18 protein-coding genes, 1 tRNA gene and 1 pseudogene are annotated in these 24359 nt (G+C 62.2%); 5 read left to right on the top strand and 15 right to left on the bottom strand.

What is annotated here, in order from left to right; translation table 11 throughout:
• From XalbCFBP2523_RS03100 to XalbCFBP2523_RS03070, 7 genes and pseudogenes are all read right to left on the bottom strand, one after another.
• A pseudogene (locus XalbCFBP2523_RS03100) lies at positions 1–206 on the bottom strand (hypothetical protein); the annotation flags it as partial.
• A 446-nt stretch (positions 207–652) separates the two neighbouring features.
• Positions 653–2431 (bottom strand): AAA family ATPase, encoded by a 1779-nt coding sequence (locus XalbCFBP2523_RS03095; protein WP_080928102.1) that lies wholly within the window; start codon positions 2429–2431, stop codon positions 653–655.
• Entirely contained in the window at positions 2428–2814 is a 387-nt protein-coding gene (locus tag XalbCFBP2523_RS03090; protein ID WP_045765796.1) for a CHC2 zinc finger domain-containing protein, read from the bottom strand. Before XalbCFBP2523_RS03090 ends, XalbCFBP2523_RS03095 begins: the two co-directional genes overlap by 4 nt.
• The gene (locus XalbCFBP2523_RS03085) at positions 2811–3062 is read right to left on the bottom strand and encodes a helix-turn-helix transcriptional regulator (RefSeq protein WP_045756875.1); all 252 of its coding nucleotides are present in this window, start codon (positions 3060–3062) and stop codon (positions 2811–2813) included. Before XalbCFBP2523_RS03085 ends, XalbCFBP2523_RS03090 begins: the two co-directional genes overlap by 4 nt.
• A 109-nt stretch (positions 3063–3171) precedes the next feature.
• Positions 3172–3936 carry a hypothetical protein gene (locus tag XalbCFBP2523_RS16230; protein ID WP_146084023.1) on the bottom strand — a complete coding sequence of 255 codons (765 nt, stop codon included), beginning with the start codon at positions 3934–3936 and terminating at the stop codon, positions 3172–3174.
• Between the two features lie 99 nt (positions 3937–4035).
• The gene (locus XalbCFBP2523_RS03075; RefSeq protein ID WP_104629893.1) at positions 4036–5256 is read right to left on the bottom strand and encodes a tyrosine-type recombinase/integrase; all 1221 of its coding nucleotides are present in this window, start codon (positions 5254–5256) and stop codon (positions 4036–4038) included.
• A 211-nt stretch (positions 5257–5467) separates the two neighbouring features.
• A tRNA-Leu gene (locus XalbCFBP2523_RS03070) sits at positions 5468–5554 on the bottom strand.
• A gap of 143 nt (positions 5555–5697) precedes the next feature.
• Between XalbCFBP2523_RS03070 and XalbCFBP2523_RS03065 the strand changes: the two genes are divergently transcribed.
• Positions 5698–6078: a response regulator gene (locus tag XalbCFBP2523_RS03065; RefSeq protein WP_012916133.1), complete on the top strand. Its 381-nt coding sequence runs from the start codon at positions 5698–5700 to the stop codon at positions 6076–6078.
• Positions 6079–6238: 160 nt separating this feature from the next.
• Entirely contained in the window at positions 6239–10042 is a 3804-nt protein-coding gene (locus XalbCFBP2523_RS03060; RefSeq protein WP_230599075.1) for a PAS domain S-box protein, read from the top strand.
• A gap of 41 nt (positions 10043–10083) precedes the next feature.
• On the opposite strand, the gene XalbCFBP2523_RS03055 is transcribed toward XalbCFBP2523_RS03060, so the two are convergent.
• The 5 genes from XalbCFBP2523_RS03055 to XalbCFBP2523_RS03030 form a co-directional block, all read right to left on the bottom strand.
• Entirely contained in the window at positions 10084–12444 is a 2361-nt protein-coding gene (locus tag XalbCFBP2523_RS03055) for a Tex family protein (RefSeq protein WP_045765800.1), read from the bottom strand.
• A gap of 101 nt (positions 12445–12545) precedes the next feature.
• Complete coding sequence (locus tag XalbCFBP2523_RS03050) at positions 12546–14180, bottom strand: hybrid sensor histidine kinase/response regulator (protein WP_012916136.1); 1635 nt, start codon at positions 14178–14180, stop codon at positions 12546–12548.
• A gap of 603 nt (positions 14181–14783) precedes the next feature.
• Complete coding sequence (locus XalbCFBP2523_RS03040; protein WP_045765801.1) at positions 14784–15860, bottom strand: class III poly(R)-hydroxyalkanoic acid synthase subunit PhaC; 1077 nt, start codon at positions 15858–15860, stop codon at positions 14784–14786.
• On the bottom strand, positions 15857–16948 hold the full coding sequence (gene phaE / locus XalbCFBP2523_RS03035; protein ID WP_045765802.1) for a class III poly(R)-hydroxyalkanoic acid synthase subunit PhaE: 1092 nt from the start codon (positions 16946–16948) through the stop codon (positions 15857–15859). The genes XalbCFBP2523_RS03040 and phaE overlap by 4 nt, the downstream gene beginning before the upstream one ends.
• Positions 16949–16994: 46 nt before the next feature.
• The gene (locus XalbCFBP2523_RS03030) at positions 16995–17609 is read right to left on the bottom strand and encodes a CDP-alcohol phosphatidyltransferase family protein (RefSeq protein WP_045756876.1); all 615 of its coding nucleotides are present in this window, start codon (positions 17607–17609) and stop codon (positions 16995–16997) included.
• Between the two features lie 153 nt (positions 17610–17762).
• Between XalbCFBP2523_RS03030 and XalbCFBP2523_RS03025 the strand changes: the two genes are divergently transcribed.
• Entirely contained in the window at positions 17763–18521 is a 759-nt protein-coding gene (locus tag XalbCFBP2523_RS03025) for a 3-hydroxybutyrate dehydrogenase (RefSeq protein ID WP_045765803.1), read from the top strand.
• A 303-nt stretch (positions 18522–18824) separates the two neighbouring features.
• On the opposite strand, the gene XalbCFBP2523_RS03020 is transcribed toward XalbCFBP2523_RS03025, so the two are convergent.
• The 3 genes from XalbCFBP2523_RS03020 to ppsR form a co-directional block, all read right to left on the bottom strand.
• A complete protein-coding gene (locus XalbCFBP2523_RS03020) occupies positions 18825–19313 on the bottom strand; it encodes an NUDIX hydrolase (protein WP_045765804.1) in 489 nt (162 codons plus the stop codon).
• Between the two features lie 50 nt (positions 19314–19363).
• Entirely contained in the window at positions 19364–19870 is a 507-nt protein-coding gene (locus XalbCFBP2523_RS03015) for a DUF1249 domain-containing protein (protein ID WP_012916142.1), read from the bottom strand.
• 146 nt (positions 19871–20016) lie between these two features.
• Positions 20017–20838, bottom strand: coding sequence for a posphoenolpyruvate synthetase regulatory kinase/phosphorylase PpsR (gene ppsR, locus XalbCFBP2523_RS03010; RefSeq protein ID WP_045757280.1), 822 nt, complete (start codon positions 20836–20838; stop codon positions 20017–20019).
• Between the two features lie 140 nt (positions 20839–20978).
• On the opposite strand from ppsR, the gene ppsA reads away from it, so the two are divergent.
• The gene (gene ppsA / locus XalbCFBP2523_RS03005; RefSeq protein ID WP_045765805.1) at positions 20979–23354 is read left to right on the top strand and encodes a phosphoenolpyruvate synthase; all 2376 of its coding nucleotides are present in this window, start codon (positions 20979–20981) and stop codon (positions 23352–23354) included.
• A 4-nt stretch (positions 23355–23358) separates the two neighbouring features.
• A complete protein-coding gene (locus tag XalbCFBP2523_RS03000) occupies positions 23359–24312 on the top strand; it encodes a mechanosensitive ion channel family protein (protein WP_080928103.1) in 954 nt (317 codons plus the stop codon).
• The last annotated feature ends 47 nt before the right edge of the window (positions 24313–24359 follow it).

Here is a 24359-nt window from a genome sequence, read left to right as displayed (position 1 = left end):
TCGTCCGGATAATTGGCCTCGTACCTGTCGTTGTACAGCACCTTACAGCCATAGGTGTCGTAACAGCCAGCCCCGAACGTATGCGTACTGAACGGTATCGGCTTACGGGTATCGATATGCACGGTGTTATGGGCATCGACGGGAATATTCCCAATCAGGTGAATGCCAGGAGGTTCATTGGTCGGAGCGTTGGTCGGCGTGTTCATGCGCGAACATCCANCAGCAGGGGAAGCGCTACACGGGACGGCGTGGCAAACGGAGGTCGCACAGCCATAGTTCCACCTGTGGGAAGGGAGAGAAACAGCCTACTACCCAGGGCGTGATCGCGATAGCGCGATGCCGGCTTGGCGCTGCTCAAGCGCCACGCGGGATGAGCGGCCATCATGGCTCCGCGTCCGGCATGCATAGTCTCTCGTCGCTGGCAGGCCAGGAGAATCAGAATTCTGACTGCCGTGTTGTAGGAATTTTCCTACAGTGTCGCTTCGTACCAACACGACACTGGCAAAAAGATTCTTGAGCATCCGATTGCATTGTGTCGGCGGCGTCACGTTCGATCTAACTGCATGCAGGCAGGCAGCAACATCGTGAAAAGCCCATCCGCCACCATGGCGACACGATGCCTGCGGGTGTAGTTCGGGCAAGCCGATGGCGTTCATTGATTCCATGAAGGGAGCACTCCATCGCCTGAAGAGGTTGAAGGGGGCGCATCATTTTGTGCGCTCCCTTCACTCCCTTCAGTGCAGTTGTCAGCCGGTAACTGCCATGCCCATTCCTGCCTGCCACCGCCAAAGTGGCCGCCACGCTTCACCGCCACCGCTCCAATTTTCACCTTTGCCCGTTTTATCGCATCGACCGATAACCCGGCCTCGCCGGCTTCCCGATACACGTCCTTCGCCGATTGCATCCCATCGCGCAATAGCTCGCGCAAGAAGCCTGCGGCATCCTGCCGTTGGCCGTCGTCCTGCCGCTCGGCATCGTCTAGCAACTCCCGCGCCGTTCCTTTCAGGGCTGCGCCCCATCGCACTGATGATGCAATGACGCCTTGGAAATCGTGCAGTTCCACCTGTTGCAAGTCGTACACGTAGCCGCCACCGTCCGGGCCGATGTTCGACTTGGCTCGCGCCAGGAACCGTTTAGCCGCCTCGCCGTCTCTCGCTTGGGTTATGGCCGTCACCATGACCAACCGGGCCAATGCACCAAAAGCCAGCGACCCGGTAATGCGCTCCACTGGCTCACGGCCCGCTGTGCCCTTGGTGAAGTGGGTGATACCCAACAAGGCACAGCATTGGTTCTGGGCAAGATCGACCAGCGGTTGCAATCCACGCCGTACCTCGGCGTTTTTGTGCGAGTCGCCAGCCACGGCAGAGACGATGGGGTCGATGACCAACAGCACCACGTCACCGATATTATCCAGTTCGGCCTGCAACACATCGCTGTCTATCGCCGGATCGAATGCACGCCGTTCGCCCTTTTCCCGCACGCCCTGCACGAAATAGACGCGGGCCATGTCCGCGCCCATGGCGAGCAAGCGTGGAGCCAGGGTGTCGCGCGCATCATCCTCACCGGACCAGATCACCACATTCCCACACCGGCTGGGTGAGTGGTCCGGCCACCTCTCTCCCCTGCTCACGGTTGCAGCCATCGCCATGGCGATAGTGGTCTTACCCGTCCCCGGCTGGCCTCCCAGGATGTGCAGCTTGCCAGCGGCCAGCCAGCCGTTCCATATCCACTTTACTGGCTCAGGTATCAGCCTGTTGCCGCGTATCAATTCGACATGTGGCCTGTGGCATGTCTCCGCGCACGCTGCATCCGACGCGTCCTGCACCAGTGGCAATGAACCTATCGCGATTGCATCGGCTTCCAGGTTGACGGACAGCCAGTCCACACAATCGCCCTTATCGGGCAAGGGCGGGACGATGGCTGCAATGTCGATCACCTCCACCGTGCAGCCCAGCGCGCACAGGCGCTCGGCCACATCGACGGCATACTTGCGTCCCGACGCGTCGTTGTCGGGCCACAGGCGCACCCGACGACCGCGCAGTGGCGTCCAGTCTGCCGCCCCGGCGCTGGAACTACTCCCGGACGTGGTGGTCAGCAGGCCCAGGGCGGCCAAGGCATCGGCGCAGGCTTCACCCTCCGCCACGTAGACGATGGCACCGGGATTGGCGGCCAGGAGTTCTGGCAGGCGGTACAGCACTTTGCCCTCCGGTGGCGCGGGCGGCTCGCCGGGGACGTAGCGCGTCCCGTTCCAACGGAAGGGCCGGATTGCCTTCCGGCCATCGGGGTGCTTGCAGCGCGCGCGCCAGAACACCGGATTGCCCTGAGCATCGCGGTATTCGTGTAGACCGGTCGGCTGGTAGCACTCGGCCAGGAAGTGGCCCAGGATGCGGCGTGCGGCGGCATGCGGGGTCTCAACAGGAATCGCGTTCATCGGCGCACCCCAGCCAGCAGGTCGGCCACGGCTTCCTTGAACGGCTTGCCGGTCAGGCGCATATGGAAGCTCACCAGGTCACCGGTCTCGCCAGTAGCGAAGTCCCGCCAGGGGCCGCGCGGATTGGTCTGGCAGACGGAAAAGGACGGCTCACGCTCATCACGGAAGGGGGAAACACCCTGCGCCCAGCCGCTCCCATTCGGCCTGCCTAGCTTGGCAACATGTTGGCGGTAGTAATCGGCAGGGTCAGGCAGCCGGTCGCGCCAGTTGTCCGGCAGGGACGTGCCGCTCCTGTCGGCCTGGCCGTACACTCGCCATGCACCCAGCGCGCCAGCGTGTGCATCGTGGGCCGCCTTGTGCGGGCTGCGACGTTTTTGGGTCATGGCGCCGCCTTTGCACTGGCAGTGCGTTCGATCAGCTCGCGGATATCCTCCACACGCCAGGCGGTACAGCGTTCGCCCAACTTGACAGGCTGCGGATATCGGCCAGAGCGCACGCCGGCCCACCAGGTCGACCGGGAAACCGGGATCAGTGCCGGGATAGCCGTGGTGTTGGTATCGGGATCGGCAGCGCGGCCGACGATCTGGGGAAGTCGCAGAAACCCGGTTTCGGGGAGTGAAATGTGGTGCACGGTATCGTCTCGTTTCGGCCACCATTGGGCCGGGCGACACCTATTAAATACACCTCGGACAAGCGTTTATATGGTCCTACTCGTAAAGCCTAGGCGTTACTGCATGCGCCTAGGCGTTACCGGATGCGCCTACTTTTCGCCAAGCCCTCATCCACCGCTGTACCGTGTTTGTGTCATCAATGGGCAGTGTTCCCACCACGTGACGTGCGAATGCCGCCCCGGAAGTATGCACGGCTTTTCCCGATTGCCAGTCCTGCCACATCTTGAACGCCTGCGACTTTGCGACTTGCTTGGGGTCATTCCTGAGTTTGGCTGCAACGGCTCTCCTGGCGCGGCTTCTCTGCTCTTTGTCAACAGCGATCCTTTCATGCAGCGACCTCGCCGCAGCATGAACTTCACCCAGCATGGTTTCCGGATTTCGCGCACCAGCAGGTCCGCGTATATGGCTCCAGTATTCTCGGCATTCAACAGCGTCGGCATAGAGCATCGCAGACAAAATTAATTGCTTCTTTGATCCGCGATTGAAGGCCAAAAGTGCTTGATCGGCCAAGAATGATGCGACCAATAGATGGAACTCGCTCAGTTCCCAAGGGGGATCCGCAGTAATGGAAAGATCAGCTTCAAGCGAAGATTCTTCGCGTGCCCAAGCCGGGCCAGATTCCACGTAGCATTCCAGTGCGTAGGCGAGCGCACCTTCTTTATCTCCTTCGTTATTGTCCCAGCGTTCGCAGAGCCATACATACAAGGCTTTTTTTGCGAGCATCACAGATTCGACTCGGCGCACCTCGCCTATCTCTAGCGCACCTGAAAGCCACTCACACAGATTGCTTATGCGTGTGCGTAGCTGGCTTTGAAGCTCCACTTCGGTCGACATGGCACACCCTTGCGCCCCTGAAGAGAAAGTTCCCACACCAAGCCGGCAGGGTGCCCGGCTTTTCACCCCATCGGCTAGGTGCGGGTATTCGATGGAAGCTCAGCCAGCCTTGACTCGCAGCGGCACGACGTTGCCGCCCGTGCGCAGGCCGTCCAGATAATCCGCCCATGCCTGCATCATGCGCACGCGCTCGGGCAGATACTGCGCCGCGTACGTATATGCCTCGCGGACCTTGTTTGTCTCGGCGTGCGCAAGCTGCCGTTCGATGGCATCAGGATTCCAGCCCATTTCATTGAGCCGCGTCGCCGCCATGCTGCGGAAGCCGTGGCCGGTCATTTCATCACTCGCATATCCCAGGGCGCGCAGTGCGGCATTAATCGTGCTCTCGGACATCGGACGATTCGGGCGCAGACCCGGAAACACATGGTGGCCGCCACCGGTCAGCGCGTGCAAGTCGCGCAAAATCGCCACTGCCTGACCGGATAGCGGGACCAAGTGCGCCGCCTTCATCTTCATGCGCTCGGGCCGGATACGCCACATGGCGGCATCCAGATCGATTTCCCCCCACTCCGCCGCCCGTAGCTCGCCGGGGCGCACGAACACCAGCGGGGCCAGCTTCAATGCCGCATGGGTCACGGGTTGCCCGCTGAAACCCTCGATGGCGCGCAACAACTGTCCGATCTTGACTGGATCGGTTACGGCGGCATGGTGCCGAGCCTTGGCGACTTTGAGCGCCCCGCGCAAGCTGGCAGTCGGATCAATCTCCGCCTTGCCCTCCAACATGGCGTAACGGAATACCTGGCCGGCCTTGATCTTGGCGCGGCCGGCAGTTTCCAGCTTGCCCGTGGCTTCAATCTTGCGCAGGGCGTCCAGCAACTCACGGGGCGTGATCTCGCCAATGGGCCGGCTGCCGATCTCGGGGAACAGAAACGTCTCCAGCAGCCAGCGGTTTTTATCGGCCGTGACGCGAGCAACAGTCTGGCGGCTCATCCACTCGCGAGCGACGGACTTGAAGGTCTCGCCAGAAGCAGCCACCGCAGCAATCTGCTCCTGCTTGACCTGTTTACGCTGTTCGCTCGGGTCTATGCCGGAAGCCAGGAGCTTGCGGGCTTCCTCGCGCCTTACCCTGGCAGCCGCAAGCCCAGTATCGGGGTAGGTGCCAAGGGACAACCGCTTTTCCTTGCCGCCAACGCGGTACTTCAACCTCCACCACTTGCCGCCGGCAGGAGTGATTTCGAGGTACATGCCCCCGCCATCGAACAAGCGTTGGGTGCGACTGGCGGACTTTGCCTTGCGGATCGCAGTATCGGTCAGTGGCATGGGGGACTCGTAATGGGGCAACCAGAATGGGGGCAACTGGGGCCATGGAAAATGTATCACGGCCCGCCTGCCCCCAAATCTGCCCCCACTTGCCCCCAGATTGCAACACATATCCTTGGACGCATTTGGACGATCAGACACAAAAAAACCCGCTAAGTTGCGGGTTTCTTTGAAGTTTCTGGACCTTATCGGACGCCATGAAACAATGTGCTGGTGCCGAAGGTGGGACTCGAACCCACACGCTTTTAAGGGCGGCGGATTTTGAGTCCGCTGCGTCTACCGATTCCGCCACTTCGGCGCGGCCGACAAGTATAGCCGACTCGACTACCAAAACACCATAGGGGCCCGCTTCAATCATGCGGCGGGATGCAGTAGCAAGTCTACACGGCGGGATTGCCGCTGCCGCTATACTCTCATTTCTGAAACTTTAACGAGCAAGCGATGTCGGCATTGCGGGGCCTGCGTATCTTGGTGGTCGAGAACGACGAAATGAACGCGACGCTTCTGGAGTTACAGCTTGCCCAGGCCGGTGCCGATGTCGTCGGTATCGCTGCGTCGGTGAAGCAAGCCCTGGCGTTGATCGACAGCGAACGTCCGGATCGGGCGGTCCTCGATTTCCGCTTGGCAGCTGGCGAAACCAGTGAGACAGTCGCCCGGGTATTGACCGAACGCGCCACGCCCTACGTGCTGGCCACCGGAGTGGCCGCCGCGTCCCTGCCGGCGGGTTTCGCCACGGGCGTGGTGCTGACCAAACCCTATCTGTCCGAGCAGCTCATCAAAGCATTGGAAGACGCTCACACCAAGATGACCGCACGTCCCTGAGAATCCTTAATTGCAAGCTTGTCACCGCGACATGCTACATTCGAGGAACACTGCCATCAACGCAAACGACCGTTCACCGCCTGCTGTCCGGCTTCCTGCCGGCAGCGTCACTGGTGAGCTGTTGCGCGCAATCGACTGGCCCAACCACTCACTGGGCCCCATGGAACACTGGCCGCAAAGCCTGCGGACCGCCCTGTCCATCTGCCTGGCGTCGCGTTTCCCGATGGTGATCTGCTGGGGCGAGCGGATGAGTCGCCTGTACAACGATGCCTACATCCCGCTTCTGGGACTGCGCCACCCCGCTGCATTCGGACGCCCAGCCGAAGAGGTGTGGCCGGACGTGTGGTCGGCAGTGAATGCGCAGGCCGAACAGGTCTTCGCTACCGGGCAATCCACTTGGAACGCGCACATGCCGCTGACGGTGCTGCGCAACGGCTACAGCGAGCAGGTGTATTTCACCTTCTCCCATAGCCCGCTCTACGACGACAACGGCGATATCGGCGGTGTGCTGTGCGTTTGCATGGAAGACACCGTACACACCACCCAGGCGCGCGAGGGAGATACATTGCTGAGTGATCTGGACGTGCAACGCACCCAGATGGCCGATGCCTTCGAGCAATCCCCCACCGCACTGGCCATCCTGCGCGGCCCCGACTACGTGGTCGAAAGCGTTAACCCACGCTATCAGGAACTGATCGGGCCACGCGAGTTGGTCGGCCGACCGCTAGCCGAGGCAATCCCGGAGATCCACCAGCAAGGCTTCCTGCAACTACTGGACACCGTGCGTGCCAGCGGCATGCCGTTCACCGGCAAGTCGATGACTTTCAACCTGCGCCGCACCGCACACGGGGCGATGTCGGAAACCAATGTGGACTGTGTCTACCACCCCATGCGCGACGCCGATGGCAAAGTCACCAGAGTGCTGGTGCATGGCATCGATCGTACCGAGCAGATTCGTTCTCAGCCGCACGACAGTTTCCTGCTGATGCTGGAAGACACGTTGCAGAATCTGGACAACGCCGAGGCTATCTGCGAAACCGGCGCGGCGATGCTCGGCCAGCATCTGCGTGCGAACCGCTGTGCCTACGCGATCGTCGCCCCCGACGAAGACACCTTCGATGTCCGCGCCGACTACGTCGACGGTGCCGCTCACCGCACTGGACGCTCATGCTTGAGCGAGTTCGGCAGCGATCTGCTCGACTGCCTGCGCGAGAACCGCCCCTGGGTCGTAGCAGATACCCGATCCCATACTCCTCCACTGCGCTTGGACGATCTCGATCAACGGCGCCTGGAGCTGCGTGCGGTATTGACCGCGCCGCTACACAAGGCCGGACGTCTGGTCGCGATGATCAGCGTGCACCAAAACTATCCACGCGTCTGGACGCCGGCGGAAATCGAACTGGTGAGGCTGGTGGCGGCACGCTGCTGGGAATCGATGGAACGGGCGAGCGCGCAGGCGGAACTGGCCAGCAGCGAGGCACGCCTGCGCGAGTTGGCCGATGCAATGCCGCAGATCGTGTTCACCACCATGCCAGACGGCCAAGTCGACTACTTCAACAAACGCTGGTACGAATACACCGGTCTGCCGGTCGGCGAAACTGGCTACGACAGTTGGCGCAAGGTCCATACCGAAGAAGGTTTGGCGCGGATGATGCAGGTGTGGCCGGAAGCCTTGCGCAGCGGCGAACCCTACGAAATCGAGTATCCGCTGCGCCGTCATGACGGCAACTATCGTTGGCACCTTGGGCGTGCCCTGGCAATCCGCGACGAAGCTGGCCAGATCGTACGCTGGATCGGCACCAACACCGACATCCACGACCGCCGCATGGTCGAACAGCGCCTGCAGGAAAGCGAGTTGCGCTTTCGCAACCTATGTGACAACGCGCCGGTCATGATCTGGATGTCCAATGCCGATGGCGATTACGAGTACATCAGCCGCCAGTGGTACCTCTACACCGGCCAGAGCGAACAGGAAGCACTAGGGGCCGGCTGGCTGGAAAAGATCCATGTCGACGACGTCGCCGCGACCGGGCGCATGCTGGCGCGGGCGTCAAACGACCGCCGCGCCTACACGATCGAATACCGCTTGCGCCGCCACGACGGCGAGTACCGCTGGTGCGTGGATACCGCGACTCCTCGCTTCAGTTCATCGGGCCAGTTCCTCGGCTTCATCGGCTCGTTGATGGACATCGCCGAACGCAAGCGCATCGAGCACGCCACCGCCGCCGAGCGCTCGGCGCTGGAGATGATCACCACTGGAAAACCGTTGAACGTGGTGCTCGAAGCAATCGCGCACGGTATCGAAGCGCAGAGCGATGTGGGCTTGCGCTGCACCATCATGCTCGTCGACGAGCATCAGCAATGTTTGCTGGAGGGAGCGGCACCGAGCATGCCGGCCGGATTCCGCAAGGCCATCCATCGCCTGCCGATCGATGCCAACACAGTCTCCTGCGGACGCGCGGTCCACCTGCGCCGGCAAGTGCTGTGCAGCGATATACGCCTGGATGCGCACTGGCAACACTATCTGACCGTGGCCGTTGAAGCCGACATCGTCGCCTGCTGCTCTACCCCGATCATCGCCAGCGATGGCGATGTATTGGGCTCGGTCGCGCTGTATTTCCCGTTCGTGCACTACCCCAACGCACACGAACAGGAGCTGGCCCGCTCGGCCTCGCGGCTGGCCGGCATTATCATCGAACGCCGTAAAACCGACCTACGCCTGCAGCAACTGCTCGACGCCGAACAGAATGCACGCAGCGAAGCCGAACGGGCCAGCCGCATGAAGGACGAATTTCTGGCCACATTGAGTCACGAATTGCGCACCCCACTCAATGCGATCCTGGGCTGGGCGCGGCTGATGCAGCAAGAGACGGAGGTGCTCGAAAAAGATATCAGCAAGGGCCTGCAGGTGATCGAGCGCAGCGCCCATACCCAGGCGCAGATCATCGACGACTTGCTGGACATGAGCGCCATTCTTTCCGGCAAGGTCCGCCTCGAACCGACAGAATTGGATCTGCGCACTCTGATCGGGGAAACGATCGACTCCGCCAGGCCCAGTGCCGAAGACAAGGGCGTCGATATCGTTTTAGTCGCCGACAGCACGCCGCTCCCCCCGTATCTGGGCGATACGGTACGCCTGCAGCAGGTGTTAACCAATTTGATCGGCAATGCGATCAAGTTCACTCCAAGCACAGGCAAGATCACGGTAACGCTGAGCAACAGCAGCACCCATATGCGCATCGAGGTCAGCGATACAGGCTTGGGTATCGAACCGCTGTTTCTACCGCACGTATTCGACCGCTTCAGTCAGGCCGATGCCAGCAGTACGCGCAGTGCCGGTGGACTCGGCCTGGGCTTGTCCATCGCCAAGCAATTGACGGAACTGCATCATGGGCAACTGTCGGTCATCAGCGATGGCCTCGGCCTCGGCTCGACTTTTACCCTGCTATTACCACGCAACGACCTACATGGACTGGATCAGATCCGCAGCCACGAAGGCGGCGCGATCGCCAGCGGCGGCTTGCGTGCTGGCGGCATTCGTCTGGACGGAGTCCGCGTGTTAGTGGTCGACGACGACATGGATTCTCGCGGCGTCACCCAGCGCTTCTTGCAAGAAGCCGGTGCGACAGTCGAAATCGCGGTATCCGCCGACGACGCCGAGGCACTGTTGCGCGAGCGCCCTTATGCGCTGCTGGTCAGCGACGTGGGCATGCCGCGCCGCGATGGACACAGCCTGATTCGCAGCATCCGCGCACGCGGGGCCGGCGCGACCAGCCGCATTCCCGCAGTCGCACTGACCGCCTACGTGCGCAGCGAAGATCGTACGTTGGCCTTGGAAGCCGGCTTCGATGCACACCTGGGCAAACCAGTGGATCCGTTGAAGTTGATCGAGCTGGCAGCCTCGCTGGTTTCGCCAGCGCCGGTCACCGAACAAGGCTCCAGCTCCAAGACCGAACCAGCCTGAGCCTGCGGACTGCCGACATCAGTCGGCAGCCAGCGTCTTCTTCAGCCGCGCTTTGCCCGCGCGAACGCGTCGGCCAGGGCGTTGTTGGCCGGTGCGATAGCAGGGGGCCGTGCTTTGGCGTTGCCGCCTTCCCGGTTGCCGCCGCGCTGCGCGCGACGCACCGCACCGGCGGGCGCGCGTGCGCCGCCGTCGCGTTCGCCTGCCCGTGTCGGTGCCGGTGTGTCGTCCAGGCGCCTGGTCAGTGCGATGCGCTTGCGCGCCACATCCACTTCGAGCACCTTGACCTTGACGATATCGCCGGCCTTGACCACCTCGCGCGGATCCTTGACGTAACTGTCCGACAAGGCGGAGATATGCACCAAGCCATCCTGGTGTACGCCGATATCGACGAATGCGCCGAAAGCGGCGACGTTGCTGACCACCCCCTCCAGCACCATGCCAGGCTTGAGATCCTTGATGTCCTCCACGCCGTCGGCGAAACGTGCAGCCTTGAACTCCGGACGCGGGTCGCGACCTGGCTTTTCCAGTTCCTTGAGGATGTCGCGTACGGTCGGCACACCGAACGTCGCATCGGTGAACTGATCGGGCTTGAGGCTGCGCAGGAAACTGCCATCGCCGATCAGCGCCTTGATCGGCTTGCCGGTGGCGCCGACGATGCGCTCCACCACCGGATACGCTTCCGGATGCACTGCCGAGGCATCCAGCGGCTCCTCGCCATCGGCAATGCGCAGAAAGCCGGCGCACTGTTCGAAGGTCTTCTCGCCCAGCCGCGACACTTTCAGCAGATCCTTGCGCCGCTTGAACGGACCATTGTCGTCGCGGTGACGCACGATGTTCTCGGCCACGCTGGACGAAAGCCCCGACACCCGCGAGAGCAGTGCCGCCGAGGCGGTATTGACGTACACGCCCACCGCGTTGACGCAGTCCTCCACCCTGGCATCCAACGCCCGCGCAAGGCGGTACTGGTCCACGTCGTGTTGGTACTGACCCACGCCGATCGCCTTCGGCTCGATCTTGACCAGTTCCGCCAACGGGTCCTGCAGACGCCGCGCGATCGACACCGCCCCGCGCAGCGATACGTCCAATTGCGGGAACTCCTTTGCCGCCAATTCCGAGGCCGAGTACACCGAAGCGCCCGCTTCGCTGACCACGATCTTTTCCAGCGACAGCTGCGGATTCTGCTTGATCAGATCCGCCGCCAGCTTGTCGGTCTCGCGGCTGGCGGTGCCGTTGCCGATGGCGATCAATTCCACGCCATGCTGGGTACACAACTGCTGGAGGGTGTGCAACGCCTGATCCCATTGCCGGCGCGGCTCGTGCGGATAAATCGTCTCGGTGGCGAGCAACTTGCCGGTGGCATCGACCACCGCGATCTTGCAACCGGTACGGATGCCCGGGTCCAGCCCCAAGGTCACGCGCGGGCCTGCCGGCGCGGCAAGCATCAAATCTTGCAGGTTGTCGCCGAACACAGCGATGGCCTCGGCCTCGGCTTTTTCGCGCGCCTGGTTGAACAGATCCAGTAGCAGATGCATGTGCAACTTGGCACGCCAAGTCATGCGGCATGCATCGAGCAGCCAGCGATCACCGGGCCGGCCCTGGTTGGCGATAGCGGCACGCAATGCGACCCGCCCCTCGGCATACTGGTGGCCAGCGTCAGGGTCGCTGCCCGGGTCCAGTTCCAGAGAGACGATGTCCTCGCGGCGCGCACGGAACAGGGCCAGCAAGCGGTGCGAGGGAATTTTGGCCAGCGCTTCGGCGTGATCGAAATAATCGCGGTACTTGGCACCTTCCTGCTCCTTGCCTTCGGCGACGCGAGCGCGGATCACTCCGACCTCGCTCAACCAGGTACGCAATTCGCCGACCAGCGACGCATCTTCGCCCCAGCGTTCCATCAGGATCGCGCGTGCGCCTTCCAACGCCGCCTTGACGTCGGCCACGCCCTTGTCTGCATCGACGAAACCGGCGGCAACCGTTTCCGGCACCTGCGACGGATCGGCCAGCAGTCCATCGACCAACGGTTCCAGCCCGGCCTCGCGGGCGATTTGCGCGCGCGTGCGCCGCTTGGGCTTGTACGGCAGGTACAGGTCTTCCAATCGCGACTTGGTGTCGGCGGCGACGATTTCCGCGCGCAATTGATCGCTGAGCTTGCCCTGCTCGGCGATACTGCTCAGGACCGCGGCACGGCGTTCTTCCAGTTCGCGCAGGTAGACCAGACGCACTTCCAGATTGCGTAGCTGGGTATCGTCCAGGCCGCCCGTGACTTCCTTACGGTAGCGCGCGATGAACGGAACGCTGGCGCCTTCATCGAGCAGCGCGATGGCCGCGCGTGCTTGCGCTGGTTGCGCACCGATCTCCGCGGCGATGGTATTGGCGATCTGCTGGGCGAGCTGAGTGTCGTGCATTGCGTCCGGCCGAAGCCGCCTTGCGGAAAACCGCTATTTTCGCAGTGCGCGCGCCACCGGGGAACCCGTTGACAGGCGCACGCAGACCTGTCCCGTTCAACTCACTCCGTTCCGTTCGGACCATCCAACACCATGCGGACCTTGCGGGTCAACTCCTGACGGTTGTAGGGCTTGGCCAGCACTTCGAATTCGTTACCACCGGCATCGGTGCGTTCGATCGAGGACTCCGCATAGCCGGTCGTCAGCAATACCTTGATGCGCGGCTGTCGGCGCCGCACCTCACGCGCCAGCATCACCCCATTGAGGCCGCCGGGCATGATCAGGTCCGAATACAGCAAGTCCACATGGATACCGGTATCGATCAACGCCAGCGCTTCGCGCGCGTTGTACACCACATGCGTGACGTAGCCCTGATCTTCCAGGAACAGGCGCGCCAAGTCGGCGATATCCGGCCGATCCTCGACGATCAGGATGGTCTCGTCGCCCTGGCGATCGAATGGGCGACGTGCGCGCGAGTCGCGTGGCGCCATGTTCTCGACGTTGTCGTCGATGGGGAAATACAAGCGCACGGTGGTGCCATGGCCTTCTTCGGAATACAAACGCACCGCACCGCCGGATTGCTTTGCAAAGCCATACACCATCGACAGGCCAAGGCCAGTCCCCTTGCCTTCATCCTTTGTGGTGAAGAACGGATCCAGAACGCGGGCCAGCACCTCCGGCGGCATGCCGCTGCCGTTATCGGTGACCGATACGCACACGTAGTGACCGGGTAGCAGATTATCGTAGGTCGTCGGTTCGTTGACGCGCACCGACACGTTGCGGGTCTGAATCACCAACCGCGGCACGGACTGCTCGGCCATCGCATCGCGTGCGTTGATCAGGATGTTCAGCAACGCGACCTCGGCCTGTGTCGGATCGATCCGGCAATTGCGCAAATCCGAGGCCAGTTCCAGCGAGAATGCAATGCTGTCGCCGAGGGTGCGCTTTGCCACATCGCTCATCCCCGCTACCAGCGCATTGAGATTGAGTACGCGTCCTTCCAACTTTTGCTTGCGCGCAAACGCCAACAATTGTTGGGTCAACCGCGCCGCCTGGCTGGCCGCATCGCGGGCACGCTCCACACTCTTGGACAACAATAGCGGAGTGGACGACTCGCCTTGCACCGCATGCTCGATCAGCTCCAGATAGCCGGACATGATCTGCAGCAGATTGTTGAAGTCGTGCGCGATACCCCCGGTGAGCTGGCCCAGAGCCTCCATCTTCTGCGCCTGACGCAGGGCATCCTCGGCATCACGGCGGCGGCTGACATCCAATTGCGAGCCGAAGAAGTACACCAGCTTGCCGCACTCGTCGTAGACCGGAGAGATGTACAGCGCGTTCCAGAAGCTGGAACCGTCTTTGCGATAGTTGAGGATCTCCACAGCCACTTCGGTGTGCGAAGCGATCGCATCACGCACGCTGCGCACGGTTTCGCGGTCGGTGTCCGGCCCTTGCAGGAAGCGGCAATTATTGCCGATCAGTTCCTCCTTGCTGTAGCCGGTCATCTCCAGGAAAGCGTTATTGACGAAGATGATCGGGTTGTCCGGCTGGTTCGGATCGGTGACGATCATCGGCATGCGCGTGGTCTGCACCGCAGCGAAGAAGATATCGCTGCTCCGGTTGGACACGCCCGTAGGCGCGTCCGAGTCGACGCTTACAGGCAACGAATGGTCGGGGCTGGAGTCGGATGCGGACATGGTCGGGGCAGGTCGATGCGAACCATCGCTGGCCCGACTAGGCGGGCAACCACCCCAGGGTTCGCACGCCGGGGGCAACGTGAATCATACCTATGCAAACGCTCCACCAGAATATCGTCTTGCAACGACTCCAGCACCATGATCCTTGGCTGCCGGTTGCTCACCCCAAGCAGACGTTCGACGTGGATCTCAGATCCACGCTTGGTGTCTTTCATGGGCATGCACACGCACTGAGTCAGCAGTGGCTTCTCACCACCCGTGCTGAGCCCGATCTCGACAGCGACCAGACATCACGTTTCGTATAGCTGAAATTCAGTGAAGCTGACGCGAACACGACACAGCATCATGTGAGGAAGTGCTGCATCAAGGCTCATCCAGGGATATTGCTCTACAAATGCATTGCTGAATAATCACATGAAATTAACTATGCCAACTCAACTCCCTCTCTGTAAGCGACTGGAACAGATCGTCACCGCCTGTCTGTCGTGTTCGCCGCATGGGCCCGCGCGACAAACATGGTGATGCGACAACGCAAATCCGTCATTTCGACATGAAACGCTCTCAGAGCGCTGCCGAATGGACGAACTACGGTAGACGGCAAGCTCAGTGTCCACCGTCGCGCTCGGCCAGCCAGCGATGCAGCGATGCCGGCACTTCGCGCTGGGCACGGCCAGAGACGTAGATGCCGATATGTCCACCGCGGAAACTCAGTTCGGCGTAGTCGTGGCTACCGACCACCCCGCGCAACGCCCGCGAGGCGTCCGGCGGCACCAAATGGTCCTGCTCGGCGTAGACATTGAGCACCGGCATCGTCACCTGTCCAAGATCCACCGTGTGGTCGCCGATCCGTGCGCGGCCATGCACCAGGGCATTGTCTTGATAGAACTGTTTGACGAATTCGCGGAATGTCTCGCCAGCCAGGTCGGGCGAGTCGAAGATCCACTTTTCCATGCGCAGGAAATCCTCCAGCGCCTGCGGATCGTCGAGGATGTCGAGCAGACCGACGTATTTCTGCAGATTCAAGCGGAATGGCTTGAGCATCAGGTAACTGACGTTCATCAGGTCGGCTGGTACGTTGCCCAAGGTATCCACGAACAGATCCACGTCGACCTGGCGTACCCAGTTCGACAGCATGTTGTCCGGTGTGTGGAAATCCACCGGGGTGACCATCGTGACCAGATTGCGCACTTTCTCCGGTCGCAACGCGGCATAGCACAACGAAAACGTGCCGCCTTGGCAAATGCCCAGGACATTCACTGGCGCGCTAGCGTTACTGTCACGCAGATGGTCCACAGCACCGTCGATGTAGCGCAGCAAGTAATCTTCCAGGGTCAGATAGCGCTCGGATCGGTCGGGGTAGCCCCAATCCAGCACGTACACATCCTCGCCCAGTGTCAGCAAGCCCTGTACCAGGGAACGATCGGCCTGCAGGTCCACCATGTACGGGCGGTTGACCAGGGCGTACACGATCAGCAATGGCACCTTGGCTGTCGGCGGCTTGCTGCCGACGAAGCGGTACAACACGACCTTGCCATCGCGCCATACTTCCTGGCGTGCAGTGGCCCCGTACTGCACCTCGTCCAGGCCAGGCAATACCCGCATGCCCTCGAGCAACTTGCGCTGCAGTTCCAGGGTTTCCTGCAGCAGATCGTCGCTGCTGAAACTCAGTGGCCCCTTCATGCGCGGCTCCGGCGTGGCGGTGACGCGCCGACGCTGCGGTGCGCCTTGGCAGTTGCCGACGGCATGGCCTGAGCCGTCTTCGCTGCTGTCTTTTTGGACACGGTGCGTTTAGCGGGCGCGGTCGGTGACGTCGAGAGGGCGGCGGCTGGGGCACGCTCCGTCACTGACGGGCGCGCCGTGCCAGCCCCCTGCCCCGCGCCGCGCTCCAGCCGACGCAGGCGCCGCTCCAGATCTGCGATGCGGCAATGCGCGGCATCCAACTCGGTGCGCGTCGGCAGGCCCATTTGCTCGCAAACCTGCTCGACCTCGCGTTGCAGCAGCCCCCGTAGCCGCATCTGCGCATTGGCGAAATCGGCGTAGACCTGACGGAACTCCGGTGACAATGCCACTGCCGCATAAGCTTCTTCGGCGGCATCGATCCACAGGTCGAACATCGCACGCGCGTTGGTCAATTGCCGGCCTGGGTCCTCGTGTGCGCGCAATTTCTCCTCGAACACGAGGAACGCGCGGTCAATGGCAGCATGCAGCAGCGCCATATAAGACTGCGACTGCGCCAGATACTCCTGCTGCGCCTTGGTCAGCGCCCGCCAACGCGCATGATGATTACGCGCCGGGCCGAACCCCGGCATCTGCAGCCATGGACTACTGTCGCGTTGCACCCCCTGCATCCAGTGCGCCGCTTGCTGCAGCCACGGGTCAAGCGTGGCCTGACCAGCGCCCGCCAGCGAACCGAGCAACCACTGCAGGCATTGCTCGCGTTGGCTCTGTACCTGCCGCTTCCAGGCATCGGCCACCTCGGCGCTGCTGGCGTCGCGTCCGGCGAAGCCGACGGCCACTTGCTGCATCGCACCGAGCCAATCGCCGGCATGCTGCTGAAACCGTGCGACAGCGTCCTCGGTGTGCGTTGACGTGCTACGCGGCAGCCATTGCGCCCAGGCGTCGATCGCCTCGCGCCAGGAACCGTTCTCGCGCATCGGCGCTGCCGCCGATGCTGCACTCCCCTGCCGCAATATGGCGCTCCAGGCGTCCCAGTATTGCCGTGCCATTGCTTCGAAATCGCCGGGGCTCGTGCCACCGCTAGCTTTCATCGCCACTCTCCCAAGCCTGTTGGCGATGATAGCAATACGTCGCAGCTCAGGGCTTGGGAATGCGCAGGGTCTTGCTGATCATCAACGATCCGGACAACGCGAACAACAGCACCAATGGGTGCAGCAACCAAGGGCCGAGGCGGCATTGCCCCCACCACAACGCATCGCCGATGCGGCCAAAATGCGCCGCCATCGCTAGCACCATCACCAAGCCCAGGCTGCTGGGAATCGGCGTTCCTTCGAAATACGGAACCTTGTCGTCATCGCCGGCTAGTTGCTCGGCGGTGACGTTGTAGCGCGCCAAGCGGCTGACTCCACAACACACGAAGAAGCTCAGCACCAGCCAGTCCCAGCCGCCTTGCATGCCGCAGGCGTAGGCCAACGCCGCCGGAGCGACACCGAAGGAAATCACGTCGGCCAGCGAATCCAATTCGCGGCCCAGGGTGGAAGCCGACTTGCGCCAACGCGCCACCCGGCCATCCAAGGCATCGAACACAAACGCCAATGGAATCAGCGCCATCCCGAATAGCAGGTCGCTGCATCGGCCATCCTGTAGAAAACGCATCGCCGCGAACACCGCGCCAGTCCCGCAGAAAGCATTGCCGAGGGTGAACCAATCGGCCAGCCGGAACTCGCGCAACATCGAGAAATGACGTTTCATCGACATGTCATCGGCATGTGTGGCGGATTCGACGCAGGCGTCCTAGTGACAGATACAGGATAGCGTGGTGTCGCCGCACTGGCGAGCGCCGCCGCTACGATCTGCCGCGTGCGCTGTTACGCTCAACGCCCCACTTTCGCACAGGTACTCCCCATGCAGACTGTCCTGATCACCGGCGCCGCCAGCGGCATCGGCGCGGGCATCGCCCGTGAACTCGCCGCCAGTGACCGTCACATCGTGGTCAGCGACCTCGACGCTGCCGCCGCCGCCGCAGTGGCCACGCAATTGCGTCAGGCCGGCGGTTCGGCCGAGTCGGTGGCGTTAGACGTCGGCAGCGCGGCCAGCATCGAGGCAGCCCTGGCCACGTTGTCGCGCCCGGTGGACGTGCTGGTCAACAATGCCGGTTTGCAGCACGTGGCACCCTTGCAGGATTTTCCGATGGACAGATGGAGCCTGCTTGTGGAAGTGATGCTGACCGGCGTGGCACGACTGACTCAGGCGGTGTTGCCAGGCATGCGCGCACGCGGTTTCGGCCGCATCGTCAATATCGGCAGCATCCACTCGTTGGTCGCCAGCCCCTACAAGAGCGCCTATGTCGCGGCCAAGCACGGGCTGGTCGGATTCTCCAAGGTGATCGCACTGGAAACCGCCGATACCGACATCACCATCAACACGCTCTGCCCCAGTTACGTCAAAACGCCGCTGGTGGACAAGCAGATCGCCGACCAAGCCCGCACTCGTGGCATTTCCGCAGCGGACGTGATCGCACAGGTAATGCTCAAGCCGATGCCCAAGGGGGTGTTCATCGACTATGACGAATTGGCTGGCTGCGTGGCGTTCCTCGCCTCCCCTGCCGCGCGCAACATTACCGCGCAGACCATCGCCATCGATGGCGGCTGGACCGCGCAGTAATTGGTGTCATTCCCAACTCTGTCTGCAAGGCGGCCACGCTCTTGTGACGGTCCTGGCACTATTTTCGCCAACATCGATACCCGCCTTGCGCTGCAAACCAGTCCCGCGCTTATCCACAGACCTGCGGCGATTCCATCCACAGCCGCTGTGGAGAACCGTGCCGACGTCTGCCGATTTTTTCGCCACTCACCGCATGCGACCAGCGATTTCAACCACTTGTCGACGTTGCCCACAGCCTTGTCCGGCATCGATCCACAGCCGTTGTGGACAACCAGCGCGCGCGCCAACACCGATATGTACAGCTCACACCCGCGAATAGCGCCAGGACAGCATGCGTCCATCGCGGTACGGCATGACGCCATGGAAAGGACGCGGATCGTCGTCGAACACCAACGGCAAGAAATGGCGGTCGCCTTCCCACAACGGCAGCGTGGCCATCTGCGCCACCGGCACCCAGGCCAGGCTGCCCTCGGCATTTTCGGTATACGGTTCGCCGCTGTAGGCATCGATCAGGAACACGAAGCCCAGCCAGTCCTCGCCCTGCTTGCCGAAGCCGGGCCAACTGATGGTGCCGCGCAACTGCAGGGTTTCGCACTCGATGCCAGCCTCCTCACGGATTTCACGGCGCATTCCGGCCAATACATCTTCGTCCGCCTCGACCTTGCCGCCCAGGCCGTTGTACTTGCCCAGGTGCTGGTCGCCGGGCCGTGCATTGCGGTGGACCAACAGCACCCGGGAGCGGTCTGGAGAAAGTACGTAGCCGAGGGTAGCGACGATGGGGGTATAAGGCATGCGCTGGCAGGGCGATGGACGGTGGCGCAGTATGCCGCACAGTGCGGCGTTTAGACGGTGGGAGCCGCCGTATCGTGTCGCAGGCGTGGCAACGGCGGCGCCGGCTTCAGTGTGGCCACGCCGTGGCCGCGCTCGGCCAGGTACTCCAGCCACTTGCTGAGAAACGTATTCATGCGCATGCGGTGGCTGATCAGTTCGGCTGGCGGCGGATACAAGCCCATCACGTCCTGCCAGCGGCGGCCGACATAGCAGTGGGTGGTTTCGGCTTGGCGTGCGTCGCGGTAAAGACGCACATAGGCCGACGGGTCCGGCTCGCCGGTCACCGGGTCGCACAGGTCGTAGGTGATGCGCAGTTCGACGGTGTAGCGATGGTGTTCGATCACGTCCAGGCGCAGGTCCAGGCCGTCACCAATGCTGGAGACGTAACTGCCCACGGCCAGATCGGCCGGCACAAACAGGCGATTGAGGTGCTGATAGTTCTCGGCATACAACCCCATCAGCCAGGCAAATCGGCTTAGCCGGGGGATACGTTCGCTGCGGGTCAGGGCGTGCGGCATGCCCCGATCCTACACGCTGGAGGATGTAAGCGGCAGCATTGACGGATCGGACCAGCAGGCCTACTGTGGAAATCCGCGTTGCGAACGCGAGTCTGCCGGTTCAGCCAGATTCTGCGCCGCTCAGTCCGGCATGCCTGAGCCTGCTGTCAGAACATCTCGCGCTGCAACCCCAACGTGGTCAGTACCTTGCTGGAAATCTCCTCGATCGAGGTATGCGTGGTACTCAAGGTTGAGATCCGTTCCATGCGGAACATGCTCTCGGCCGCGGCGACTTCGCGCCGACACGTCTCCAAGTTGGCATAGTGCGAATTCGGCCGCCTTTCCTGACGGATCTGCTGCAAGCGCTCCGGATCGATGGTCAGTCCGAACAGTTTGTTGCGATAAGCGCGCAGACGCGGCGGCAGGCGGTCGTGCTCCAGATCTTCGTCGGTCAAGGGATAGTTGGCTGCACGTACGCCATAGTGCAGCGCCAAATAGATGCAGGTCGGCGTCTTGCCCGCGCGCGAGACGGCCACTAGGATCAGATCGGCTTCGTCGTAGGTCAGCGCGATGCCATCGTCGTGGGTCAAGGCGAAATTCATTGCATTGATACGGCGGTGATAGGTCTCGAAATCCACCATGCCGTGCGCCTGCCCCACCCGCGCGTGCCGCGGGGCGTTCAATTCGCGCTCCAGTGGTTCGATGAACGGTGCGAACACATCCAGCATCAGCGCCCCGCTCTGGGCCAACAGCACGCTCAACTGCGGGTCAACGCAGGAATTCACCACGATCGGCCGCACCTGGTAGCGCTCGCCCGCGGCATGGATCCGCTGTGCCGCCTCGCGGGCTTTTACCGCATCGTCCACGAATGCCATGCGGTCGGTAACAAAGTTGAAACCGATGAATTGGGTGAGTAGGCTATGCCCAATGGTTTCAGCGGTGATGCCGGTTCCATCGGAGACATAGAACACCGGTCTGATCGTCGACATGACCTGCATGCTCCTGGCTGGCACGCAACGGATACACCCACTCGCACTGTGCGAGTGTGCATTGCATGATACCGATTTTCCCCCTCACGGACGTGGCCATTCAGCCCGGCTCGGGCGATGGCCCAAACGGAGCATCGCACTTGAACGAGAACATCCTGTGGTTGCATGAGCTACGCTTGGCCGATCTGGCCCGCGTCGGCGGCAAAAATGCATCCCTTGGCGAAATGATCGGCAATCTGGCCGGATTGGGCGTGTCGGTGCCGGGCGGTTTCGCCACCACGTCAGATGCATTCAAGGCGTTCGTCGCGCACAACGCACTTGATCGCCGCATCTTCGACAAACTCGCCACCCTCGATGTGGAGAACGTCGCTGCGCTGACTGCCGCCGGCAAGGAAATCCGCAGCTGGGTCATTGACGCGCCGCTGCAACCGGCATTGGATCAGGCCATCCGCCACGCCTATGCGCAACTATGCAGCCAGAACGGCGGCGGCAATGTGGCCGTGGCCGTGCGCTCCTCGGCCACCGCGGAGGATCTACCCGATGCGAGCTTTGCCGGTCAACAGGAAACCTTCCTCAACGTGACCGGCGCCGACGATGTGGTGCACAAGGTCAAGGACGTGTTCGCCAGCTTGTACAACGACCGTGCCATCGCCTACCGCGTACACCATGGCTTCAAACACGAGGACGTGTTTTTGTCCGCTGGCGTGCAACTGATGGTGCGCTCGGGCGTCGGTGCATCCGGCGTGCTGTTCACGCTCGACACCGAATCGGGCTTCCGCGAGGTGGTGTTCGTGACCGCGAGCTTCGGCCTGGGCGAAATGGTCGTGCAGGGCGCGGTCAACCCCGACGAGTTCTACGTCTACAAGCCCACGCTGAAGGCCGGCAAGCCGGCGATCCTGCGCCGCTCGCTCGGCAGCAAGGCGATCCGCATGGTGTATTCCGAGGTACCAGGCGAGCGCGTGTGCATCGAGGACACCCCTGCGGCATTGCGCAATACTTTCTCGATCAGCGACGAAGACGTGCAGGAACTGGCCAAGCAGGCACTGGTGATCGAGCAGCACTACCAGCGCCCGATGGACATCGAGTGGGCCAAAGACGGCGTCAGTGGCAAGCTGTTCATCGTGCAGGCGCGCCCGGAGACGGTGAAATCGCGCAGCCATGCCACCCGGATCGAGCGCTTCGCGTTGCAACAGCGCGGCGAAGTGATTGCCGAAGGCCGCGCCATCGGGCAGAAAATCGGCGCAGGTGTCGCGCGCGTGGTGCGCAGTCTGGACGACATGAATCGGGTGCAGCCTGGCGACGTGCTGGTCGCCGACATGACCGATCCCGACTGGGAGCCGGTGATGAAACGCGCCTCGGCGATCATCACCAACCGCGGCGGCCGCACCTGCCATGCGGCGATCATCGCCCGCGAACTGGGCGTGCCGGCGGTGGTCGGCACCGGCAACGCGATGGCGCTGATCGAAGACGGCAAGGACGTCACCGTCAGTTGCGCCGAGGGCGACACCGGCTACATCTACGCCGGACGCCTGCCCTTCGAGTGCATCAGCACCGATTTGGATAACATGCCGCCAGCGCCATTGAAGATCATGATGAACGTGGCCAACCCGGAGCGCGCGTTCGATTTCGGCCAACTCCCCAATGCCGGCATCGGTCTGGCGCGGCTGGAGATGATCATCGCCGCGCACATCGGCATCCATCCCAACGCGCTGCTGAACTACGCCCAGCAGGATACGGCGACCAAGCAGAAGATCGATGCAAAGATCGCCGGCTACGCCGATCCGGTCAGCTTCTACGTCAATCGTCTGGCCGAAGGCATCGCCACGTTGACCGCGTCGGTGGCGCCGCATCCGGTGATCGTGCGCCTGTCGGACTTCAAGTCCAACGAGTACGCCAACCTGATCGGTGGCAGCCACTACGAACCGCATGAAGAAAATCCGATGATCGGCTTCCGTGGCGCCAGCCGCTACGTCGATCCGAGTTTCGCCGCCGCGTTCGCACTGGAATGCGAGGCCGTGCTCAAGGTCCGCAACACCATGGGACTGGATAACTTGTGGGTGATGATTCCGTTCGTGCGGACCCTGGAAGAAGGCCGCAAGGTCATCGAGGTCCTGGCCGGCAACGGACTGCGCCGGGGCGAGAACGGCCTGAAGATCATCATGATGTGCGAAGTGCCATCGAACGCCTTGCTGGCCGAGGAATTTCTCGAAATCTTCGATGGCTTCTCGATCGGCTCCAACGATCTGACCCAGCTCACCCTGGGGCTGGACCGCGACTCCTCAATCGTGGCGCACCTGTTCGATGAGCGCAATCCGGCAGTCAAGAAACTGCTGTCGATGGCGATCAGAGCCGCGCGGACCAAGGGCAAGTATGTTGGCATCTGTGGCCAGGGGCCGTCGGACCATCCCGACCTGGCCGAGTGGCTGATGCAGGAAGGCATCGAGTCGTTGTCGCTGAATCCCGACACCGTGGTCGATACCTGGCTGCGTCTAGCCAAGCGCAAACGCGAGGGTTGAGGCGATGGCAGGCACATGGGTGATGGCGTGGGCAGCGGCCACGGGCGCTTCTTCGGTCGCACCAACGACGCGCACGTTCGATTGGACACAGCTGGATTGGGCTCGATATGGGCTCGACTTGGGAGTGGCGTTGGTCATCCTGGTCGCGGGGATATGGATCGCCAAGCGCCTGAGCCTGTGGCTACAACATGCGCTGCTACGCGCAGGGGTGGAAAGCACGCTCAGCAAATTTCTACGCAACCTCGCCTATGCCTTGATGCTGGTACTGGTGCTGGTGACCGCACTACAGAAAATTGGGGTACCGCCGACGTCGTTGTTCACGGTACTCGGCGCCGCCGGACTCGGCGTCGGCCTGGCACTGAAGGATTCGCTGTCCAACATCGCCTCGGGCGTGATGCTGATCGTCCTACGGCCGATGCGCGACGGCGATCATGTCGTGGTGGCCGGCCAAGAAGGCGTGGTCGAGGAGATCCGGATCTTCCAGACCCGCCTGCGCACGTTCGACGAGCGCATGGTCACCCTGCCCAACAGCACGATCACCACCGCGCCGATCGTCAACTACAGCACCCTGCCCAATCGGCGCCTGGAGATCACCGTCGGCGTCGGTTATGACGACGACCTCAAGAAAGCGCAAGACCTGCTTCTACAGATCGCCGAGGACAACCCCGCTCTACTGAAAACGCCCGCGCCGTTCGTACAGGTCGCCAAGCTCGGCGAAAGCACCGTCGACCTGACGCTGTTCGCTTATGCCAAGAACAGCGACTTCGGCACCGCCAAGAGCACCACCCTGGAGCAGATCCGCAATCAATTGCTGGAGAACGGTCTCAGCATTCCCTACCCACAGCGCGACCTGCACGTGTATCACCACGCCGTCGACGGGACTCTGATCGCCGATCTGTTACGTAAGAGCCTCACCGATAACGGCGAGAGCACGCCAGAGCCGCCACGGACGCGCTGACCTCAACGCAGAAACGACAAATGCGCGCAGATAACGCGGACCAACTG

This window comes from Xanthomonas albilineans (assembly GCF_002939705.1).
In the GTDB taxonomy this organism is placed as follows: Bacteria; Pseudomonadota; Gammaproteobacteria; order Xanthomonadales; family Xanthomonadaceae; genus Xanthomonas_A; species Xanthomonas_A albilineans.
The sequence above is the reverse complement of the archived record's forward strand: the minus strand, read 5'-3'. Positions and strand labels throughout refer to the sequence as shown.

What these genes read in the sequence shown, in the direction of transcription:
- XalbCFBP2523_RS03095 (WP_080928102.1), bottom strand. Translation starts at nt 2,431, where the DNA reads ATGAACGCGATTCCTGTTGAGACCCCGCATGCCGCCGCACGCCGCATC.
- XalbCFBP2523_RS03090 (WP_045765796.1), bottom strand. Translation starts at nt 2,814, where the DNA reads ATGACCCAAAAACGTCGCAGCCCGCACAAGGCGGCCCACGATGCACAC.
- XalbCFBP2523_RS16230 (WP_146084023.1), bottom strand. Translation starts at nt 3,936, where the DNA reads ATGTCGACCGAAGTGGAGCTTCAAAGCCAGCTACGCACACGCATAAGC.
- XalbCFBP2523_RS03075 (WP_104629893.1), bottom strand. Translation starts at nt 5,256, where the DNA reads ATGCCACTGACCGATACTGCGATCCGCAAGGCAAAGTCCGCCAGTCGC.
- XalbCFBP2523_RS03065 (WP_012916133.1), top strand. Translation starts at nt 5,698, where the DNA reads ATGTCGGCATTGCGGGGCCTGCGTATCTTGGTGGTCGAGAACGACGAA.
- XalbCFBP2523_RS03060 (WP_230599075.1), top strand. Translation starts at nt 6,239, where the DNA reads ATGGAACACTGGCCGCAAAGCCTGCGGACCGCCCTGTCCATCTGCCTG.
- XalbCFBP2523_RS03055 (WP_045765800.1), bottom strand. Translation starts at nt 12,444, where the DNA reads ATGCACGACACTCAGCTCGCCCAGCAGATCGCCAATACCATCGCCGCG.
- XalbCFBP2523_RS03050 (WP_012916136.1), bottom strand. Translation starts at nt 14,180, where the DNA reads ATGTCCGCATCCGACTCCAGCCCCGACCATTCGTTGCCTGTAAGCGTC.
- XalbCFBP2523_RS03040 (WP_045765801.1), bottom strand. Translation starts at nt 15,860, where the DNA reads ATGAAGGGGCCACTGAGTTTCAGCAGCGACGATCTGCTGCAGGAAACC.
- phaE (WP_045765802.1), bottom strand. Translation starts at nt 16,948, where the DNA reads ATGAAAGCTAGCGGTGGCACGAGCCCCGGCGATTTCGAAGCAATGGCA.
- XalbCFBP2523_RS03030 (WP_045756876.1), bottom strand. Translation starts at nt 17,609, where the DNA reads ATGAAACGTCATTTCTCGATGTTGCGCGAGTTCCGGCTGGCCGATTGG.
- XalbCFBP2523_RS03025 (WP_045765803.1), top strand. Translation starts at nt 17,763, where the DNA reads ATGCAGACTGTCCTGATCACCGGCGCCGCCAGCGGCATCGGCGCGGGC.
- XalbCFBP2523_RS03020 (WP_045765804.1), bottom strand. Translation starts at nt 19,313, where the DNA reads ATGCCTTATACCCCCATCGTCGCTACCCTCGGCTACGTACTTTCTCCA.
- XalbCFBP2523_RS03015 (WP_012916142.1), bottom strand. Translation starts at nt 19,870, where the DNA reads ATGCCGCACGCCCTGACCCGCAGCGAACGTATCCCCCGGCTAAGCCGA.
- ppsR (WP_045757280.1), bottom strand. Translation starts at nt 20,838, where the DNA reads ATGTCGACGATCAGACCGGTGTTCTATGTCTCCGATGGAACCGGCATC.
- XalbCFBP2523_RS03000 (WP_080928103.1), top strand. Translation starts at nt 23,359, where the DNA reads ATGGCAGGCACATGGGTGATGGCGTGGGCAGCGGCCACGGGCGCTTCT.